Here is a 19,621-nt window from a genome sequence, read left to right as displayed (position 1 = left end):
GATATGATTGAGAGGGGTATTAAGTATGATTTATGCAGAAATATTAGCTGGTGGGAAAGGTTCTAGAATGGGTAATGTTAATATGCCAAAACAGTTCTTACCGTTAAATAATCGCCCTATCATTATTCACACTGTTGAAAAATTTCTATTAAATGATCGTTTTGAGAAGATTATCATTGTAACTCCTAAAGAATGGATCAACCATACGAAGAATATACTAGAAAAATACATACATGCTGATGATAGATTAGTAGTAATTGAGGGCGGAACAGATCGGAATGAATCGATCATGAGTGGAGTTCGTTTTATTGAAAAAGAATATGGGCTAAATGATGATGATGTCATTGTTACACATGATTCAGTAAGACCTTTTTTAACTCATAGAATTATTGAAGAAAATATTAATGCCGTTTTAGAACATGATGCTGTCGATACTGTTATCCCTGCTATAGATACAATTGTGACATCAGAAGATGGAGCAAATATTACTGATATTCCTGTACGTGACAACATGTATCAAGGCCAAACACCTCAAAGTTTTAAGATCTCTCTCTTAAAAAGACTTTATGGCGAACTAACAGAAGAACAGAAAAAGGTGTTGTCAGATGCGTGTAAAATTTGTATTTTAGCAGGACAAAAAGTGAATTTAGTCCGAGGCGAGGTATTTAATATAAAAGTAACGACACCATACGACCTAAAAGTTGCGAATGCTATTTTACAGGAGAACATAAAAAATGATTAATCAAACATATCGATTGGTTTCTGCTAGACAATTTGAAGTGACTTATAAGGATAAGGAATTTACTTCTGGTCAAGTCGTTGTTAGACCAACCCACTTGTCAATATGTGCGGCTGATCAGCGTTACTTTACAGGTACTAGAGGTAAGGAAGCAATGGATAAAAAGCTTCCTATGGCGCTTATTCATGAGGGTGTAGGGAAAGTGATGTATGATCCTACAGGAACGTTTAAAGTAGGGACACATGTGGTGATGGTCCCAAATATTCCAAATGAAGAAAATGAATTTATTGCGGAGAACTACCTGCGCTCAAGCTATTTCAGGTCAAGTGGATATGATGGGTTCATGCAAGATTATATGTTCATGAATCCGGATCGCCTTGTTGCCCTTCCAGAGCAAATGAACCTTCATGTAGCTGCTTTTATTGAATTAATTACAATTGCTGTTCATGCAATGAGTAGGTTTGAAAGAGTGGCTCACCAAAAACGAGATACATTTGGTGTTTGGGGGGATGGGAATCTCGGATTTATCACCTCCTTAATACTCAAAAAACGTTATCCTTCTTGTAAAGTATACGTTTTTGGAAAGAACCAATATAAATTAGAACATTTCTCTTTTGTCGATGAAGTTTATCAAATTAATGACATACCAAAAGACCTTCGAGTCGATCATGCATTTGAATGCGTCGGTGGACGTGGCAGTGAAAGTGCAATAGAACAAATCATTGATTATACTCAGCCAGAGGCATCTGTGGCTTTATTAGGTGTGTCAGAATACCCTGTGAAGGTAGCAACAAGAATGATTCTCGAAAAAGGGATTATTTTCATTGGAAGCAGTAGAAGTGGCAGCAAAGACTTTATTAATACTGTTAATCTACTAAATGAATTTCCTGAGATTGTAGATTATTTGGAGACATTAATTGGAGCAGTCCATACTGTGAGAAGCATAGAGGACATTGGAAAGGCATTTGAAGAAGATTTGACTTCTTCATGGGGGAAAACAATCATGAAATGGGAAATCTAACACAATGTATATGACAAAAATTGTGAAAGTTTTTTTTCAAATAGTCTACACAGTCTTTTCTAAATTAATTCCGGTAAGTCCGCAAAAAATTGTGATTGCTTCCTATAGAGATAATGAAATAAATGAAAATTTCAAGAACGTATATAATGAATTGTTAAAACAGCCCCATTTAAGAATTGTTCTATTATTCAGAAAGTCGGAGAGTGGGTTGATAGGTAAGTTTCTCTATATTATTTATTTATTGAGAACGTTGTATCATATTGCTACTTGCAAGGTGCTCTTATTAGATGATTACTATTATCCTCTTTATTTAATTAAAAAGCGGTCGGAAACAAAGGTTGTTCAAATTTGGCATGCATGTGGTGCTTTTAAAAAATTTGGTCACAGTATTAAGGATAAGCAGGGAGGACCTTCTTCAGCTTATTTAAAAGTTGTGCCTGTTCATTCAAATTATGATGTTGCAATAGTGAGTTCAGAAGAAGCAATTGGTCCGTTTTCTGAAGCGTTTAATATGCCTAAGCAAAAAATATTAGCGACAGGAGTGCCAAGAACAGACTTTTTTTATTCAGAAGAGCATATTCATGAATTGAAAAAGAGGTTTCATGAGGAATACCCAGAATTGAAGAATAAAGTGAAAGTGCTATATGCTCCAACTTATAGAGGAGGAGTTAATAAGCAGCATGGGGAGCAACTTCTTTTGAATCAGGAAACTCTTTTTAGACATTTAGATCCACAGCATTATGAACTGCTCATTAATGTGCACCCTTATATGCGAAAAAGTTCATTTGGAGAAGCAGATATATCTGAGAAGTTTACTTTATATGAGTTGATGATTGTTTCTGATGTGTTGGTGACAGATTACTCATCAGTTATATTTGAATATAGTCTATTAAATAAGCCAATGTTTTTCTATTGTCCCAATCTAGAGAACTATGTGCAAGAGAGAGACTTTTATTATCCATTCCATGAGTTTGCACCAGGACCTATTAGAACGAAAATGGAGCCTTTAATAGAGGATTTGAAAAATGTAAGTTTGGATAAAACACAAACAGACTTTCGTTCATTTTCAAAGCGGTTCATGAATCGTTGTGATGGACATTCTACAGAACGTGTTGTTTCACTTATACTAAGCTTACTGAATGAAGGAGAGAGAGTTTTTGAAATTTAAACTAGGGACACTATTCAGGAAAAGGAGTGTTCAAAAAAACCTTAATCATGTAGATGAAATAAGTGAAGAAAAGTTATTCTCACTATTCGATAAAGCAGAAGATGTCATCACCAATAAGAATATACCTATAAGAGTGATAACAAAATTTAACTGGTATGAATCATTCTTAACAATTGAGGGGTATATGTATATTGAAGGTATTCCCTTGCTGAGAGAAGACACTGTAAGAAGAAAGTTGTTAATCGTTCAAAAAGGGGATGTCGTACAATCCATTCCTCTGAAAAATCAACGTTTGGACGAATCAGAAAGACAGCAGCTGGGGTTTTCTGAAGAGTACGAATGGGCTGGTTTTTATCAAGAAATTAACTTTTCAAAGGTAAATGGAGGCAAGCCGTTACCGCACGGGAATTTTCATTTATATTTAGAGTTAGAAGTACTAGATGAACAAAATATAAAATACCATGAGACTCATACGTTAGGAAATATAAATCAATTCCTGAAGCAGGATATCTATGCAACCAAAATGGAACATTTTTCAGGAAAGAAAAGATTGAAATATAATTTCATTGTTACATACGATGAAGAGGAAAAAACAGCTTATGTATCATCACACAAACTCCAAGAAATTGACCAAGGGTTAATAGAGACGACTATGAAAAATGAAAATCGTATAATTCGTAAAATGAAGCGTGTTATGTTTCAAATCTTATATCAACTATTTTGTATCCTGCCAGTAAAACAGAATAAAATCACTTTCGCATCAGACAGTCGTACTGATTTATCAGGAAACTTTGAATTTGTCTATCAAGAGCTTCTTAATAGAGACGAAACGTTTGATTTTCAGTTTTTCTTAAAAGAGAGTATTAATTCGAAAAAAAGTATCGCAGAATATGTGCAAATGGCCTATCATTTTGCTACAAGCCGACAAATTTTAATAGATGATTTTTATCCAATCATCTATCCATTAAAGATCCGAAAAAATGCTGATCTTGTTCAATTATGGCATGCTGTGGGGGCATTTAAGACATTTGGTTATAGCCGTATAGGTTTACCAGGAGGCCCATCGCCGACATCTAAAAATCATAGGAACTATACGAAGGTCATTGTCAGTTCTGATCATATCCGTAAGCATTATGCAGAGGGATTTGGTGTGGATATTGAAAATGTCATTGCCACAGGAATTCCTAGAACAGACTTCTTTTTCGATGAAGCGAAAAAAGCTGAAGTTAGATCAAGTTTATATGAAGAATATCCTTTTCTAAAAGGGAAAAAGGTGATTTTATTTGCCCCGACTTTTAGAGGAAATGGCCAGCAGTCTGCTCATTATCCGTTCGAAGTATTAAATTATGATCAGCTTTATCAAGAGCTGAATAACGAATATATTTTCTTGTTTAAAATTCATCCGTTTGTTAAAAATCAAATTAATATTCCATATCAATATAGTGAATTTTTCTATGATTTTTCAGATTTTAGAGAGATCAATGAACTGTTGTTAATTGCAGACGTTCTGATAACTGACTATTCATCTGTTTGTTTTGAATTTGCTTTGCTACAAAAGCCAATGATCTTTTTTAGTTATGATGTGGACGAGTATATTCGAACACGTGATTTTTATTATGAGTACTTCTCATTTATCCCAGGCCCACTAGCTAGAACTTGTCGTGAACTCGTTTCAATTGTTAAGAACAATCAGTATGAATTCGAAAAGTTAGATTCATTTGTACAGTATTTCTTCGATGAATTGGATGGTCAATCGAGTAAAAGAGTAGTGGATGCGATCTTCTTAGAACAAAAAGAAGGCGATGAAAAATAAGGATAACCTCTTTTATAATGAAAAAACACCTTTCTTATAGAAAGGTGTTTTTTATTTACGAAGCTTCCAAACTATCCTTCAATTCCTTCTTGACTTTCGCTAAACTGCTGTCATCAAGCTGATAGTAATAAATATTATTGATTCGTGCGCCTGTACCTTTCAGCTCGTGCTGTTTCACATTTTGTCTTGCATCACGATAATCATTCATCATCGTCCACATGTCGTCAAAGGACATATTCGTTTTCATGTTATTTTCAACGACTTTAAACATATCACCGAATTTCGTAATAGATGAAATGTTAGCCCCTTTTGCAATGATGCCTTCAATGACTTGTCGCTGTCTTTGCTGACGGCCGAAGTCACCTTTAGGATCTTGCTTTCTCATTCTTGTATAGGCAAGGGCTTGATCACCGTTCAGGTTAATCTCTCCTGTACCAAATGAATGGCCATCATAGCTGAAAGCAAACGTACTGTTCACCGTAATGCCGCCAAGTGTATCGACAATGTCTTTAAAACTTTCCATATTTACTTTCACAAAGTAATCCACAGGTACATCAAGCAGTTCCTCTACTGTATCTGCCGCCATTTGTGTACCGCCGAAAGCGTAGGAGTGGTTGATTTTATCCATTGTGCCTTTTCCGACAATTTTTGTATACGTATCACGGGGGATACTCACCATCTCAGTTGTTTTCGTTTTCGGATTCACAGTCATGTATATTAATGTATCTGCACGGCCTCGGTCATTCTTTCTTTCATCGACACCCATGACTAAAATGGAGATCGGGTCTTTTTTACTTAAATCGACATCTTTGTCACGCTTATCTGACTTCTTTAAGTTCTCTTGAATGCCTGCGACAGTTGATGCGGCTGTATTCCAAAGATGATACGCGTATCCGCCAGTGGCTAATACGAATAAGCCAATAATCGATAAAACAATCCAAAGAACCTTCTTTTTCTTTCTTTTTCTCTCAGCTCTCATAATGTCCCTCACCTTTTCTATCATTCTTCCATGATTATAGGTTTACGAATCTTGATAAACAAGTTATTTTTTTACTCTGAACCTAGATATAGACGTTGTAACAAAAAAAAGGTTTCAAAAAACCTTAAATTTACCTTAAAATATTAAGTTATAAGACGATACAAAGACATGAGGTGAAAAAAATGAAAAAAATCGTCGTTTTACCGTTCTTAATACTACTACTAGGTATCGTGCTCACAGCATGTGGAACGGCTGAGCAATCCTCAGGAGAAAACAAGACAAGCAGTTCAACTCCTCAGGTCCTGGAAGAAAAAGCTGAATTTATTGGAATGGCTGATGCACATACAGTCGAAGTAAAAAAAGTGAATACGACCTTAAGCTATGAATTTACGGATAATTTTAAAGATGTATTAAATGAATTTAAACCAGGTGACAAAGTAGAAATCTCTTACTTTATCAATGACAATGGTCAAAAAGAAATTCAGAAGATTGAAAAACAGAAGTAAAAAAAGATGGGCGGGATGAACAAAATTGAAGAAAACAGGCATTACACTTATCGTTCTCATGACAATGACACTACTAATTGCACCTTTTCAGTCTGCCATGGCCAGCTCGACAATTTCAGTGAAATTGTCTAATTATATAGGAAACAAAACAAGCATGGATATTTCAACAACTGGGGAATACAAGCTGTCAGGATCAAATGTCGCTGTGACGAAAAGATATGACGGCAAAAATCGTTACGAAGTAGCCAATAGTATCGCTTCTGCAGGCTGGAAAAATCCTTCAACTGTTGTGATTGTGAGCCGAGATGCATTTGATCATGCCATTTCTGTATCGCCGTTAGCATACAAATTAGGCGCACCAATTTTGTACACGAACATTGAAAAGCTAACGAAGACAACCGAAAATCAGTTAAAAAAAATGAATCCTGATAACATCTTAATTGTCGGGAATACAAAAAGTATTTCAACAGCTGCTGAGAAATCAATCAAAAAGTATGGAAAAGTGAGACGCATTAGTGGGAAAGACAAATTTGAAATTTCCCAAAAAATCGCCAAAGAGATGGGTAATTATAAGCAAGCAATTGTTGTCGGCGGGAACTCATTCATGAATGGGATTGCAATTGCATCCTATGCATCGAGAAAAGGATACCCAATCCTATTAACAAAAAAAGATTCCATTCCGTCATATAAAATGCCAAGTAAAGTCATTATCATCGGCAGTACAAAAAGTACGGGACAAAAAGTAGAAAATCAAATCAAGAAAACCTCACAGGTGACACGAATCAGCGGTGCCAATCGCTACGAATTATCTGTGAATATCATTAAAAAATTAAACATTAATGCAGATAAAGTGTACTTGGCAAAAGCCTCTAGCTATATTTATGCAATGCCTTTGTCGCAATTGGCTGCAAAATCTAACAGTACCGTTGTGTATGTGAAGCCGGATTCTGTCACAGCGTCATTAAAAGCATTGCTGAAAGAAAAAGGTACATATGCTTACCATCTTGCTGGTAGCACAAGTGCGATTACAGATAGCTTAAAAAATTCTTTAGCCAAACAAGTCTATCTGAAAAAAAATCAAAACTACCAATTGAATATTTCTAACGGAAAAATTTCATTAAAAGGTATTAAGACATATAACACAGTAAGAGTTGTTCCTGAGAAATATTCAACTAAAAATGTCCTTCAAATCGCAGGGAAGCCTTACTTAGGGAACATCAACTTTGCTATTGAATCAGGATATATCAGGCCGACTAATGAAAATATTCCATTTGAAGACTATCTAAAAGGTGTTGTGCCAAACGAAATGCCTGCAAGCTGGCATGTTGAGGCATTAAAAGCACAAGCAGTTGCCGCTAGAACGTATTCAGTGAAAAGTATTGGAAAAGTCGTACCTGATACAACAGCCTTCCAAGTATATGGAGGATATAACTGGTACACAAATTCAACAAAAGCTGTTGATGCCACAAAAGGCAAGGTTCTAAAATACAACAATCAACTTATTTCAGCCACCTATTATTCTAGTAATGGCGGATACACTGAGGCGAGTGAAGAAGTATGGGGGAATGCACTGCCATACTTAGTCGCCAAGCAGGACACAAAAGATCCTGTCAATGCGTGGACACTGAAGTTGTCTAAAAAGCAATTAGGCACTACGTTGACTGCAAGTAAAGCAGCTTCTGAGTGGTCTAAGGCAAAAGAAGCCAATGCTGCCGACCTTGCTGGTCTAAAATCATGGCTGTTGAAAAATAAAGAAACAGCTGCATCTGACATGAGAATTGCATCTATTTCAAGCCTGACATTCTCAGGAAAAACAAAAGGTCAGCGTGCGAAGACCGTTTCAATCAAGCTGAATTACCATCTGAAAAACAAAACAGGTACGTATACAGTGAACAAAAGTACAACGGCAAGTATGAAAATGACAGAGTTTAGAACAGTCATGGGCGCAACAAAGGTGAAAAGTACGTTTGCGTCAGTAAAGAATAATACAAATGATTTCACGATTTCAGGAAAAGGCTATGGTCACGGTATTGGTATGAGTCAATACGGCGCCAAAGCTAGAGCTGAATCTGGAAACTCGTATTCTTCCATACTTTCGTTCTACTATCCAGGTACAAAACTAACAAACTATTAAGAATAAAAGGAGGACTTAGAAGATGCGCTCAATGATCAAAACAGCCATCCTCAGCCTCATCGCCATTTTCGTTATTGTTCCAACAGCTTCAGCAGATAACTCGGTCTCCCGAATTGATGGTGGGAGCCGGTATGCTGTAGCAGCAAACGTAGCGAAAAAAGGATGGGGAACAGCAAGTACAGTTGTTTTAGTGGGGAAAACTGCATATGCAGATGCAACAGCAGGAATTCCACTGGCACATCAAAAAAATGGACCAGTTCTTTACACAAATAGTACAAGCCTTTCTGGAGATACAAAAAAAGCCTTAACGGCTTTAAAAACGAAGACAGTTATTGTTTTAGGCAGCACATCAAGTGTGTCAAACAACGTGGTCAATCAAGTAAAGAAAATGGGCATCTCTACACAACGTATTTCAGGAAAAAACCGATATGAGCTATCGGCAAATATCGCGAAAAAAATGAAAACGCCAGCTGGCGTCGTTGTGGTTGAAGGGTCATTCTATGCACATGGAATTGCCATTGCACCTGTAGCGGCACAAAAAGGGTTCCCAATTCTATATACAGATAAAAAGGGCCTTCGTTCTGAAATCGCTTCTGTTGCAAAAGCAAGCAATGTGAAACAAACCATTGTCGTAGGCGGAGAGAATTACGTCACAAAAGCAGCTTATAATCAATTAAAATCTCCAACGCGAATCAAAGGCTCTACTCGTTATGACGTGGCTGCGAATATTGTGAAAAAATACAATATGAGCACAAACAATACCTATGTAGGAAGAGGGTTTGGCTATGCCACTTCATCTTCTGCGGCAGGAATTGCAGCAAAGCAAAACAAAGCATTGCTCCTAACGAATGAAAAGACGCTGCCAAAGGTAACAAGAGCGACGATTAGCAGCAAAAAAATCACCAAATTTACCGTCGTTGGTAGTACAAATACAGTGACACCAACTGTTGTGAATCAATTGAAAAACCCTGTCGTTGGCAAAAAAGTATTCATTGACCCAGGTCATGGCGCTCATGATTCAGGAGCGGTAGGCTACGGATTATATGAGAAGAACTTAAACTTAGATGTAGCCAAACGTCTAAATACAAAGTTAAACAACGCAGGTGCACTTGTGACGATGTCAAGAACATCAGACACATTCGATAGTCTTCAAACACGGGTGAGCAAAGGTGCGTCAGCAAATGCAGATATCTTCATCAGTGTCCATGCGAACTCAAATGATAACAGCAGTGCAAATGGAACTGAAACGTATTATGACAAAACATATGCGGCAACAAACAGCTTGAAGCTCGCGCAAAATATTCAGCCTAAAATGGTCAGTGCATTAGGCACAAGAGACCGTGGCGTGAAGACAGCTGCCTTCTACGTCATTAAATATTCTAAGATGCCAAGCGTTCTCTTAGAAACTGGTTTTGTTTCCAGTCCAGTTGATTCAAATATTTTGAAATCCGCTACTTATAAAGATCGATTGGCGTCAGGTATTTCAAGCGGTGTTTCAGGCTATTTTAGATAAGAAAACATACAGATGAGGGGTGCCGAAGATACACCTCTTAGGCTGCTCGAGAAACGACTCTCGGCAGCCTTTTTTCAAAAGTACATGAAGTGTTTCCTGGGTTCCATGATGAAGGGTTCAAAACCAAGGAGGTTGACTTCATGCGTTCTTATATCAAATGTTTTGTTTTAATTGTGGTTTCACTATGTTTATATGCACCATCAGCATTTGCGCAGCACAATGTATCGAAGATTGAGGGAAGTAATCGATATGAGGTGGCAGTTAACGCTGCAAAACGAGGCTGGTCGACAGCACCTACAGTTGTTTTAGTAGGCGGTGAAGCTTATGCTGATGCGCTAAGTGCTGTGCCGTATGCCTTTCAGCAAGGAGCCCCAGTGCTGTTAACGAATACTAGTAGTCTTTCTGGTGCAACTAAATCAGGTCTTCAGCAGTTGAAAACGAAGCGTGTTATCATTCTTGGCGGAACCGCAAGCATTTCTCAAAAAGTCGTAGCGCAGCTAAAAGCAATGAATCTTTCCGTATCGCGAATACAAGGAAAGAATCGATATGAATTGGCGGCAAACGTTGCTAAACAAATGAAGAGTGCTGATACAGCTGTGATTGTGAATGGTTCTGCTTATGCAGATGCTGTGGCGATTGCTCCATATGCTGCAAAACAGGGCTTTCCTATTTTATTAACCGATGCAAAAGGGCTGCGGCAGGAAACAGCCAATCTATTAAAAAGCAAAGCGGTGAAACGGACGATTGTGATTGGCGGGGAAACAAGTGTCAATCAAGCGGCCTATCAAAAGCTGCCATCACCCGTGAGAATCAGCGGAGCCAATCGGTATGAAGTGGCAGCCCGAATTGCGAAAACATACCCGATGAAGACAACCCAAACGTATATGAGTAACGGCTATGCATATGCCGATGCGGCAGCTGCGGCAAGTACGGCAGCCAAGCAAGGGCAAACCCTTCTTCTTACAGACGCTCAATCAGTGCCAGATGCGATTCGTCGTGTCATTGGGACTAAAAAGATTTCAACATTTACAGTGTTGGGCGGAACATCAACCATACGAACCAGTGTGATCACACAGCTGAAAAATCATGTGTTAGGTGAAACCATCTTTATTGATCCAGGTCATGGTGCACAGGATGCTGGAGCGGTAGGAAATGGGCTGTTTGAAAAAAATGTTAATCTGGATGTCGCGTTAAAACTGCAAGCAAGGCTCAAACAAGCGGGTGCGCTGACGGTCATGTCTAGAACATCTGATACATTTGATTCCTTGCAAACACGTGTAAGCAAAGGATCACAGGCTGGTGCGGATGTGTTCATCAGCATCCATGCCAATGCAAATGATAATAGCGGTGCAAATGGAACAGAAACGTATTATGATGCGACGTATGCTTCGGCCAATAGTTTAAAGCTGGCACAAAAGGTACAGCCCCAGATGGTGAAAGCCCTTGGCACAAGAGATCGCGGTGTGAAGACAGCAGGATTCTACGTGATCAAGTATTCAAAAATGCCCAGCATCTTGCTTGAAACGGGGTTCGTAACCAGTCCGATTGATGCCAGTATATTAAAATCAACGACTGCCAAGGAGCGGCTGGCTTCAGGAATCGCAGCAGGTGTATCTCAATATTTTGAATAAAATAGATCGAATGAATGATATGTCAAGTTAAAAATACATTTCATTTCAGGTTATTTTTGTTATAATCGAAACATAGAGGGTGGATTTTTTACGTATTTGCCTTCCAATGACAGCAAATCGACAAATCATGAAGAGGTGACGATCTTGAAAAAATTAATCACAATGCCGTTTTTAGTTTTACTTCTAGGTGTAATGCTCACAGCATGCGGCACATCAAATCAGTCAAACGATAACAATACGGATAACAGCAAAAAAGAAACAACTGAAGCAGCAGATCAAAAGAAAGAAAATGCAACAGATGAAAAGACGGAAGACAAGTCTGCAAGTGAAAAAGCAGATGATGAAAGCAAAGAAACAGCTGCTCAAACAGAAGACCAAGCAGGTCAATCTGATGAAGATGCAAAAGAAAGCTCAAGTAAGGAAATCACAAAAGAAGAAACGACAAACGATCAGTCAAAAGCTGAATCTAAAACAAAAAAAGAATCTACAACGAAGAAAAATGAAGTCACCAAAGAAGGCACATATGTCGGTTTGGCTGATGGACATACAATTGCTGTCAACATTGATGGAAAAGAAGTAGCCATTCAATTCGGAAATACATTTTCTAAACAAGTGAACAGCCTAAAAGAAGAGTCAAAAGTGAAAGTAACTTATACAAAAGATGCAAACGGAACGCTTAGACTGAAGACGATCGAATCCGTAAAGGCAAAATAAAAAAAAGACACGTAGACCCGCAGAAATGCGGGTCTTTTTTACGTTTAAAAGGGCATAACTTGATATAAGGGCACATTCTTAACACACTTTTACAAGACTTAACAGCCCATTTACATTTGCTTAATGTTGCTCTGCTAAACTGACTTTCATAGAACATCTCTTTACACAACAACTACTTTGAATGGTGAGGTGCAGGTCAGTGAGCGCAGAGAAAGCGATGAACCTTTACAGAGAATATGAAGTGAGACGAAACCACTCTTTTGCTTTAACAGAACATATGGTTCGATATTTATTTGCAAAACGTTTCATAGATGTCGTGTTCTCGTTCATCGGATTGATGTTGAGTACGCCAATCATTTTACTGTTTGCCCTTTTAATTAAGCTAGAAACACCAGGGCCAGCCTTTTATATGCAGGAAAGGGTCGGCAAAGACGGTGTCTACTTTAAATTATGGAAGCTCAGATCGATGAGAACCAACGCAGAAAGCGGAGGAGCGAAATGGGCGCAAAAAAATGACCCTCGTATCACCAAAGTGGGGGCATTCATCAGAAAAACAAGAATTGATGAACTGCCGCAATTTATCAACGTGTTAAAAGGAGAAATGAGTATTGTAGGTCCACGTCCTGAAAGACCAATGTTTACTGCCGAATTTAATCGGACGATTCCAGGCTTTACAAAAAGACTGACAGTGAAGCCGGGGCTGACTGGTCTTGCTCAAGTAAATGGGGGATATGAAATGAGTCCAAGTGAAAAATTATCACACGACTTACAGTATATTCAAAACTTGACATTTTCTCTCGACACGAAGATTATGGTAAAAACGTTAAAAGTCATCGTGACTGGTGACGGAGCCAGATAAGTAAAGTAGGGAAGAGAAATGGCAAGTATGAAAAATCGCCTGCTGGGCGGAGCAAAATGGACAAGCTTGTCCGCATTGATCATTACCATCATCCAAATTGCACAGTTCGCCTTTTTAGGAAACGTAATGTCACTGAAAGAATTTGGACTCGTTGGCATGATCACAACGGTCACAATATTTACACAGATTTTACTTGATCTAGGCATCGGTGCTGCGATCATTCAAAAGGAACAAACGACGGAACGTCAATTATCCACATTATATTGGATCAACTTGCTGACGGGAATTCTCTTGTTTTGTGTATTGATCCTCGCAAGTCCCTTGATTGCCGCCTTTTATGCCAGACCTGAGCTGGAAGGCTTGCTCAAGTTATTATCAATCATGTTTCTCATTGCACCAATTGGTCAGCAATATCAATATATGATGCAGAAAGATTTAGCCTTTAAAACCTTAAGTACGATTGAAACGATAGCGACGATCATTTCGCTGATTGTTCTACTTATTCTAGCCTTTTTTATCAATCCAATTGTGGCCTATGTGATCTCTCAAGTGCTGCTTCAATCAGGAAAAGGTCTCATGTATGCAGCGGCTTATTGGAAGAAGTGGCGCCCAGCACCCGTTTTCGCATTAGGGGAAGTGAAAGAGTTTTTCTCCTTCGGGGCTTTCCAGCTTGCGTCAAGACTCGTCAATCGGGCAGGCTCAAACATCGACATGATTTTAATAGGACGATTTCTTGGAGCAGAGGCTTTAGGGATTTACAGCCTGGCTTATCAAATCGTCACAATTCCGGTGCTAAAAATTAACCCGATTGTGACGAGAGTGGCTTTCCCAGTTTTCGCAAAAAGTCAGCGCGATCACTCTAGGCTGCGTGAGGGCTTCCTCAGCATGACGAATATGCTTGCACTCATTAGTTTTCCACTACTCATCGGTCTTGCTGCCGTATCAGATAGCTTTATAGAAGTGGTGTTTGGAGAGAAATGGCTAGTGGCGGTCCCGGTTTTGAATATTTTGTGCATTGTCGGTCTACTCCGTGTGCTGATGAATCCAAATGGTTCCATCCTTCTTGCAAAAGGGAGAGCTGACTTAGCTTTTTATTGGGATACAGGCATGCTCATCGTATATGGATGCGCCTTATATGCAGGAGTCCATACTGGCAGTCTATTGACTGTAGCTTGGGTCTACTCAGGGGTCAGCCTGCTGAACTTCATTGTCGGCAGGTGGCTGATGGCTTATGTCATTCAGCTAGATATGAAGATGTATGTAAAATCACTCGTAAAGCCTGCTGTCATGACGCTGCTAATGGCCGGCTGCGCAGTGGCTGTTCATCAAGGGATGAAGCTGACATCAGCGGATATACTGCTTCAATTACTACTGACGATTGGTTTAAGTGCGGCTTTATATAGCTTGCTACTTGTCAAAATGTATCCGCAGATGTCAGGGAAATTATGGAGAAGAGGTCGTTCGTCATGAAGGTGCTATGGCTGACAAGTGTATATCCTAGTGAAAAACATCCAAGTGAAGGCGTCTTCCATGAAACGCAAGTGCAGGAGCTGGTCAAACAGGGCGTAGAAGTGAGCGTGATTTGTCCTACTCCTGTCAATCCGCCCATCTTACGGATGCTTAAAACTTCCTATCGTCAGAGAAAAGATCTTCCCCAGCAGGAAGTGAGGTGCGGCGTGCCGGTTTACAGACCGCCCTATACAGCGCTGCCTGGACAGCTAAAATGGGCTCAGCCGAGTAACCGAATCGCAGCTTCTGTCCTGCGCACAATGGAGCGTTATGAACTGTCACCGGATTTCATCCATGCGCACTTTGCCATGCCGTCTGGCGGCGCAGCAGCTGTGATCAAAAAGGAAGCAAACATCCCTTATCTTCTGACCTTACACGGCAGTGATGTGAACGTCTATCCAACCTATAGTCAAGGGGCGCTTGCAGCCTTTAAAGCAGCAGTAAAACAGGCGTCTGCTGTTCTCACAGTGAGTGAAGAGCTGGCAAAGAAAACACATAACATGACAGAGGTGGATGCACAATGCCTCCCGCTTGGAATTCCGCTCAAGTCATTTGCTAGAACACTGGGGGATCAAACAGCCATCAGAAAGCAGATTGGTTTACCGCTTCACGACAAGCTCGTCGTTTATGTCGGCCGTTTAGTCAAAGAGAAAGGTTTGCTTGAATTAGCGGAAGCTGTCAGCGGGATGGAGGGTGTAAAAGTCGTCTTTGTCGGAAAAGGCCCCCTCGCAAAGGAGCTGACCGAACGGGCGGGAGAATCCATTATACTCCCGGGGCAGGTGCCGAATGAACAAGTCAAACATTATTTAATGGCAGCTGACCTGTTTGCCCTTCCTTCCTACAGTGAAGGAATGCCGACTGTCGTTCTTGAGGCGCTCGCTTTAAAAATGCCTGTCATCGCAACACGGGTTGGTGGTCTCCCATCACTATTTTCTACCTATCAACATCTGCTCATTGAACCGCGTTCAACGAGTCAGTTAAAAGAAGCGATTCACGCTTATCTTTATGAAAACAGATGGAACGAGCAAGTGAAGAACGATCTTCACCACATCGTCCATACAGATTATTCATCATCACATAATGCAACGCTCCTGATTCAGCAATATGAAAAGGTGCTGAATCAATCAACATCCACCGTTTAAACAGGATGAAATGTGCAAAGACTGATAGATAAACAGTTTGGAACGACCAATATGCTTTTACTGAGAGGATGAAACATGTTGAAGAAAATTGCTGTGATTGGAACAGGATATGTCGGGTTAGTATCGGGTACTTGTTTTGCTGATATCGGAAATCGCGTCATTTGTTGTGACATCGACGAATCAAAAATCAACAGCTTAAAAAGCGGTCTCGTTCCAATTTATGAACCGGGCTTAAAGGAATTGATTGAGAAGAATACAGAAGAAGGAAGATTGTGTTTTACAACCAATATTCCCGCTGCAATTCGAGAATCAGAGATTATTTATATTGCGGTAGGAACACCAATGACACCTCAGGGGGAAGCGGATTTAACATTCGTGAGAGCTGTGGCTCAAACGGTTGGGGAACACCTGAATGGCTACAAAATCATCGTGAATAAGAGCACAGTGCCGGTTGGAACAGGACGTCTTGTTCAAGCCATTGTTCAAAAGGCTTCACGCAGTAAATATCCATTTGACGTCGTCTCCAATCCAGAGTTTCTGCGGGAAGGTTCAGCTATTCAAGATACGATGAATATGGAGAGAGCGGTCATTGGCTCTACAAGCGCACATGCATCCACGATCATTAAAAAATTGCATGATCCGTTTCAAACAGAAGTGGTTGAGACCAATCTAGAAAGTGCAGAAATGATTAAGTATGCGGCAAATGCCATGCTCGCCACAAAAATCTCATTCATCAATGACATTGCGAACATTTGCGAGAGAGTTGGTGCTGATGTGGAAAAAGTCAGCGAAGGCGTTGGATTAGACAGCCGTATCGGGCATAAATTTTTAAAAGCAGGTATTGGATTTGGTGGTTCTTGTTTCCCAAAAGATACGATGGCTCTTCTCAAAATTGCCGAAACAGCTGGCTACCGGTTCAAGCTGATCGAATCTGTCATTGAAACAAACAACCACCAAAGAGCCCATCTTGTCAGCAAACTGATGAGTGTGTTCGGTGATATTAAAGGAAAAACGATTTCCGTTTTAGGGCTCGCATTTAAACCAAATACAAACGATATGCGTTCAGCGCCAGCACTAGATATTATCCCAATGCTGAGAGAGCTCGGAGCTTTTGTCAAAGCCTATGATCCAATTGCTTATGTAGAAGCAGAAAGAGAGCTTGGCCCGCAGGCGGTCTTCAGCAATGATCTCTATGAAACAGTGAAAGATACAGATGCTTGTCTCATCTTAACGGAATGGGATGACGTACAGAAGATGGATAAGGATCAGATCAAGCAGCTGCTTCGTTCTCCCATTTTAATTGATGGAAGGAATTTGTTTGATCCAGCAGAAATGAAAGAGAGAGGATTTATTTACCAGTCCATCGGCCGCCCAGGCGTATGGGAAACAGAATTGGTATCGAAGGCACAATAATAGGGGGAACTTGGATGAAGAAAGTATTGGTAACTGGGGGAAGTGGATTTATAGGATCTCATACGGTAGAGGCTTTATTAGAGAATGGTTATGAGCCCATCGTTCTTGATAACTTTTCAACTGGATCGAAGGAAAATATCGCTCATCTTTCTGTACAATGCATTGAAGCAGATGTCACAAAATCAGAAACGGTCGATTTGATCAAACACATTGCACCAGATTATATCATTCATCTTGCAGCGCAAGTGAGTGTAGCCGTTTCGGTTCAACATTTCGTCTACGACGAAGAGGTCAATATTAAAGGTTCGTTGCATGTGATCAAAGCAGCGGCTGAAGCCGGGGTGGAGAAAGTGGTGTTTGCCTCATCGGCAGCAGTCTATGGAGACCCAGTCTATCTGCCGGTCGACACAGCTCATCCACTGCAGCCTGGTTCACCTTATGGCTTGTCGAAACTGACAGTTGAACGATACTTACAGATGGCAAAATCACTCTATGATGTGGACTATTGTATTATGCGGTACAGCAATGTATATGGTCCGCGTCAAGACGCACTTGGTGAAGGCGGTGTTGTCTCAATTTTTTCTGATAAGTTTGCAAAGCATGAGGCACCTTTCATCTTTGGAAACGGGGAACAAACAAGAGATTTCATCTATGTAGGCGATCTAGCCGCAGCGAATGTTGCAGCTTTAACAGCTCAATCAAACGTTTGTTTAAATATCTCATGTGGTCATTCCATCACGGTGAATGAGCTGTTTCAAACGATGAAGCGAGTCACGAGATCAGATCTTGAACCGATTTATAAGCCTCAGCGTGCAGGAGATATTGTGCATAGTACATTGGAAAATGAGGAAACGAAACAAGTCTTAGCATGGGAGCCTGTTGTGAGTTTACAAGAAGGTTTGGCTCGTACCATTTCCTACTATGAACAGGAAGTAAAGGCTTAATCCCTCAAATCGGATGGGTTGCTTAGGAGGAACATGGGTATGAGTGTGAAACAAACAGCATGGCAAATCATAATCGGATGTATTTTATTAGCAGCAGGTATCGGGCTTGTACAAATGGCATCCACACAGCCTATCGGGTTAAAGAAGATGGTGGTCATTCCGGTTTTGATTGTGGTGCTCATAGCGGCTGCTATATGTATGAAGCTCTACATGAATGGTGAGCACATATTCATGTCAGCCATTTACCTTTTGATTGCATTAACATTTCTCAATAACGCTTTTTTCTCTATCAGTGCCGGATTCTTTAGTCTCTTTCTCTACCGCATCATGCTCTTGGCTGTCTTTGCTTTATTCATATGGCGGATGAGGGACAAAGGAACGTACATATCCCAGTGGCAGCAAATTCGCGTTAAAGGCATTCTTGGTTTTTTCGCTGCATGGTTTCTTTACGGACTCATCTCACTGCTTTGGGCTCATTCGGTCACAGACGGCCTGAAATATATGTCTCTTCTTGCGATGGGAATGGGTTTTGTCTTTCTTGTGGTCATGTACATTCAGCGAATGGATCAGATCGTGACTTTTTATAGTATTTGGCTAGTCATGACCGTATTTGTGATGGGAATCGGGTTCTATAATCACTTGACCTTGAACCATTTACCGAATACCTCATTGTATCTTGGACCAGCATACAAACAGCACTATCCTACAGCTGTCTTCTTTAACCAAAATGATTTTGCGACTTTTTTATCTATTAGCTTTTTCTTATATGTGGCGTGCATGCGCCAAATGAAAAATGGTTATATCAAAGCGTTCGGATTACTAGGAGCCATCTTAGCGCTGTATCTCATTTTGTTAACAGAATCGCGCGCCAGCTTGCTTGGCATATTAGCCGGAGCGGCAATCTATGTATGGCTGTTGATGCCTCGCTTTTTAAAAAAGTGGTCCATCATGGCAGCAGGCGGGCTTGTTATCATCTGTATCGCCATTTTTTCAGCCAAAATCTATTCTGTCTTTTATGACTTGTTTCTCGCTTCTCAGGTCGCTCATTCTTTTAGCGAACCACTTCCGTCCAACATTGCCCGGGCAAATTTAATCAAAAACGCTTGGTATTTCTTTACGAATTCATACGGTTTCGGAGTCGGAGCGGGCAATGTGTCTTATTACTTAGCTCACTTTTCTATCTTTGATACAGATCAGGTCGTGGAAGTTCACAATTGGCTGCTAGAGGTGATGACGAATTTTGGGTTTGCCGTCATGCTAGGTTATATCTCAGTGTATGCCTATCTCATGTTCTCACTGTACAAACAATACCAATTGGCTGACACGAGATCAGCCAAGATGATCATTGAAGGTCTATTTGCTGCCATGCTGAGCTTTCTCGTCTCAAGTATCAGTCCTAGTTCCGTATCGAATTTATATTTCCACTGGGTGTTTCTAGGGCTGGTGATCGCAGCGGTCAATATCATGAAAAATAAACAGCGCTTCAAGCCGTGGGCAAACGTGTGATGCAGAGTTTGTATGGCTACACTAGTGAAA

16 protein-coding genes are annotated in these 19,621 nt (G+C 40.1%); 15 read left to right on the top strand and 1 reads right to left on the bottom strand.

The features are described from left to right. Positions 1-25 precede the first annotated feature (25 nt). From AC0VYC_RS16580 to AC0VYC_RS16565, 4 genes are read left to right on the top strand one after another with little or no spacing between them, the layout of a single operon-like run. Positions 26-742, top strand: a complete 717-nt coding sequence (locus tag AC0VYC_RS16580) for an IspD/TarI family cytidylyltransferase (RefSeq protein WP_135009623.1) — start codon at positions 26-28, stop codon at positions 740-742. Next, on the top strand, positions 735-1,760 hold the full coding sequence (locus AC0VYC_RS16575; RefSeq protein ID WP_138279071.1) for a ribitol-5-phosphate dehydrogenase: 1,026 nt from the start codon (positions 735-737) through the stop codon (positions 1,758-1,760). The genes AC0VYC_RS16580 and AC0VYC_RS16575 overlap by 8 nt, the downstream gene beginning before the upstream one ends. Before the next feature lie 4 nt (positions 1,761-1,764). Continuing rightward, entirely contained in the window at positions 1,765-2,928 is a 1,164-nt protein-coding gene (locus tag AC0VYC_RS16570) for a CDP-glycerol glycerophosphotransferase family protein (RefSeq protein WP_475388863.1), read from the top strand. Further along, positions 2,918-4,741 (top strand): CDP-glycerol glycerophosphotransferase family protein, encoded by a 1,824-nt coding sequence (locus tag AC0VYC_RS16565; RefSeq protein WP_335350823.1) that lies wholly within the window; start codon positions 2,918-2,920, stop codon positions 4,739-4,741. Before AC0VYC_RS16570 ends, AC0VYC_RS16565 begins: the two co-directional genes overlap by 11 nt. A 55-nt stretch (positions 4,742-4,796) precedes the next feature. Here the strand turns inward: AC0VYC_RS16565 and tagU are convergent, their stop codons facing one another. Continuing rightward, entirely contained in the window at positions 4,797-5,720 is a 924-nt protein-coding gene (gene tagU, locus AC0VYC_RS16560; RefSeq protein ID WP_116306309.1) for a polyisoprenyl-teichoic acid--peptidoglycan teichoic acid transferase TagU, read from the bottom strand. Positions 5,721-5,902: 182 nt separating this feature from the next. On the opposite strand from tagU, the gene AC0VYC_RS16555 reads away from it, so the two are divergent. From AC0VYC_RS16555 to tuaE, 11 genes are all read left to right on the top strand, one after another. Beyond that, on the top strand, positions 5,903-6,226 hold the full coding sequence (locus AC0VYC_RS16555) for a hypothetical protein (protein ID WP_024719258.1): 324 nt from the start codon (positions 5,903-5,905) through the stop codon (positions 6,224-6,226). A 25-nt stretch (positions 6,227-6,251) separates the two neighbouring features. Continuing rightward, complete coding sequence (locus AC0VYC_RS16550) at positions 6,252-8,360, top strand: SpoIID/LytB domain-containing protein (RefSeq protein WP_335350563.1); 2,109 nt, start codon at positions 6,252-6,254, stop codon at positions 8,358-8,360. A 22-nt stretch (positions 8,361-8,382) separates the two neighbouring features. After that, positions 8,383-9,873 carry an N-acetylmuramoyl-L-alanine amidase gene (locus tag AC0VYC_RS16545; RefSeq protein WP_024719256.1) on the top strand — a complete coding sequence of 497 codons (1,491 nt, stop codon included), beginning with the start codon at positions 8,383-8,385 and terminating at the stop codon, positions 9,871-9,873. Positions 9,874-10,013: 140 nt separating this feature from the next. Then, on the top strand, positions 10,014-11,504 hold the full coding sequence (locus AC0VYC_RS16540) for an N-acetylmuramoyl-L-alanine amidase (RefSeq protein ID WP_058213542.1): 1,491 nt from the start codon (positions 10,014-10,016) through the stop codon (positions 11,502-11,504). Positions 11,505-11,648: 144 nt separating this feature from the next. Beyond that, on the top strand, positions 11,649-12,218 hold the full coding sequence (locus AC0VYC_RS16535) for a hypothetical protein (protein ID WP_019743577.1): 570 nt from the start codon (positions 11,649-11,651) through the stop codon (positions 12,216-12,218). A gap of 199 nt (positions 12,219-12,417) precedes the next feature. Then, positions 12,418-13,077 carry a sugar transferase gene (locus tag AC0VYC_RS16530; RefSeq protein ID WP_008348294.1) on the top strand — a complete coding sequence of 220 codons (660 nt, stop codon included), beginning with the start codon at positions 12,418-12,420 and terminating at the stop codon, positions 13,075-13,077. 18 nt (positions 13,078-13,095) lie between these two features. Beyond that, a complete protein-coding gene (gene tuaB / locus AC0VYC_RS16525; protein ID WP_440170266.1) occupies positions 13,096-14,547 on the top strand; it encodes a teichuronic acid biosynthesis protein TuaB in 1,452 nt (483 codons plus the stop codon). Continuing rightward, positions 14,544-15,728 (top strand): teichuronic acid biosynthesis protein TuaC, encoded by a 1,185-nt coding sequence (tuaC, locus tag AC0VYC_RS16520; RefSeq protein ID WP_440170268.1) that lies wholly within the window; start codon positions 14,544-14,546, stop codon positions 15,726-15,728. Before tuaB ends, tuaC begins: the two co-directional genes overlap by 4 nt. Before the next feature lie 75 nt (positions 15,729-15,803). Further along, complete coding sequence (tuaD, locus tag AC0VYC_RS16515) at positions 15,804-17,141, top strand: UDP-glucose 6-dehydrogenase TuaD (RefSeq protein WP_427243725.1); 1,338 nt, start codon at positions 15,804-15,806, stop codon at positions 17,139-17,141. Positions 17,142-17,155: 14 nt separating this feature from the next. Beyond that, positions 17,156-18,085 (top strand): NAD-dependent epimerase/dehydratase family protein, encoded by a 930-nt coding sequence (locus AC0VYC_RS16510; RefSeq protein WP_475388860.1) that lies wholly within the window; start codon positions 17,156-17,158, stop codon positions 18,083-18,085. A 39-nt stretch (positions 18,086-18,124) separates the two neighbouring features. Then, positions 18,125-19,591, top strand: a complete 1,467-nt coding sequence (tuaE, locus tag AC0VYC_RS16505) for a teichuronic acid biosynthesis protein TuaE (protein ID WP_041507842.1) — start codon at positions 18,125-18,127, stop codon at positions 19,589-19,591. The last annotated feature ends 30 nt before the right edge of the window (positions 19,592-19,621 follow it).

Source organism: Bacillus sp. iso_77 (genome assembly GCF_056173625.1).
This window is presented reverse-complemented; position numbering and strand designations above follow the sequence as displayed.